General features: G+C 66.6%; 3 protein-coding genes. All 3 read right to left on the minus strand.

Features of this window, described 5'->3' with window-relative positions; genetic code table 11:
• Positions 1-481: M15 family metallopeptidase (locus ABNS06_RS13595; protein ID WP_348675133.1), on the minus strand; the 481-nt coding region annotated here is incomplete at its 3' end.
• Entirely contained in the window at positions 478-873 is a 396-nt protein-coding gene (locus ABNS06_RS13600; protein WP_348675134.1) for a VOC family protein, read from the minus strand. The genes ABNS06_RS13595 and ABNS06_RS13600, both read right to left, overlap by 4 nt.
• Before the next feature lie 46 nt (positions 874-919).
• On the minus strand, positions 920-1,691 hold a 772-nt coding region (locus ABNS06_RS13605; protein WP_348675135.1), incomplete at its 5' end, for a class I SAM-dependent methyltransferase.

Raw genomic sequence — 1,691 nt, forward strand, 5'->3', positions numbered from 1 at the left:
CGCCAGCGCGCTCCAGGAGCCAGGCGAATGCGGGCGTTGCTTCAAACTCCGGCTCCAGCGGCATGACATTGCCGGTGGCGATGTCCACCGCGCGGCCGGTGTGGTGCTCGCTGCAACCGGGTGGCGCCAGCACGCTCAGGACCGCATCCAGCGACTGCCCCGCCGCGAGCCTGCGACCAATCAGCTCAGCCTGCCGGGCCACGCTGCGGTAGGCCGACACCACCTGCAGATCGACGCCATCTTCTTCGGCCGCCGCCTTCATCCGTCGCCACGCCGCAGCCGCGATCGGCGTCAGTTGATACTCGCGTCCGCCCGCGCCGGAGTCCGCCACCACCAGTTCCGTGGCTTCCTCGAACAACGGCAGACCACGCTTACGAATCAGCGATGGGCTGATGCCCAGAGGCCGCCACACGGAGGCATAGAACGCCAGCAACCCCTTGCGCTGGACCTTCGGCGTCGATGGCCTGTGATCCGCATTCATCCGACGGGTGCGTGGCAGGCCACGCAAAGCTTGTTGCCGTCCGGATCGCGGAAGTACGCGCCGTAGTAGTGCGCGTGGTATTCGGGCCTCGGGCCCGGCGCCCCTTCGCAGCGGCCGCCGTGCGCCAGCGCCACGGCGTGGACGGTATCGACGCGCTCACGGGAGTCCGCCTGAAACGCGACCATCTGACCATTGCCGGGCGCATGAGGCTGTCCATCGAAGGGCCGGCCGATGACAAACAATGGCCGGGGCTCCGGCGACGATTGCCAGCCCGCCCAGGTGTGGTCCCGCTCGCCGAAGCGCAGCTCCGCACCCATCGCCGCCATCACCGGCTGATAAAACGCCATGGCCCGATCGAAATCCGTCACACCGACCATGATGTGCGAGAACATCATTCCTCCCGAGCGTGGGCGCGGGCATCGTTCATGGCTGCCTCGTTCACCCCGCTTTCCGCCCTGTCACGCTGTACACCAGCGGCACATCGTTGCCCTGATGGCTCAGCGTGAAGCGTCCCGGCACCCGCTCCTCCAGCCCCTTGAAGCAGTTGTACGGGCTGTAGGGATACTCGCTGACCCGCTCGATCCGGATACCCACGCCGATCAGCGCGTTGAGCACGCTGGACAGCGGATGCGCCCAGGTCGCCAGCCGGGCCACCACGCCCGCGCCGTTCTCGGTGTAGGTGCCTTCCTCATCAACATCCGGTGCCGTGCGCGTGAAATAGGAATACCCGGCCAGCAGGTCGTAGATGGGATGGAACTCGACCATGTAGAACCTGCCGCCCGGTGCCAGATTGGCGGCGATGACCTGCGCCCAGCGGGTCAGGTCCGGCAGCCAGCACACCGTGCCGTAGGACGTGAACACGATATCGAACGACTCGGGGGCAGCGGCCCGGAAATCGTAGACGTTCGTGCAGACGAACTCGGTCGCTTCAAGCCCCGTTTGCTCGGCCAGCATCCGGGCCTTGTCGATGGACACCGGCGAAAGATCGACCCCGGTGCAAACCGCGCCCTGGCGGGCCCAGGACAGCGTATCCAGTCCGAAGTGGCACTGCAGATGCAGCAGCCGCCTGCCCGCAACGTCGGTCAGTTCCGCCAGCTCGATCTCCCGCAGGGACGTCTCGCCGGCGAGAAACCCCTTCACGTCGTAGAAGCTCGAATCGAAATGCGCCGCCGCCCGGCGATCCCAGCCAACACGGTTCATCTCGAAGTAG

The sequence above is a fragment of the uncultured Abyssibacter sp. genome, assembly GCF_964000955.1.
GTDB lineage: Bacteria > Pseudomonadota > Gammaproteobacteria > Nevskiales > OUC007 > Abyssibacter.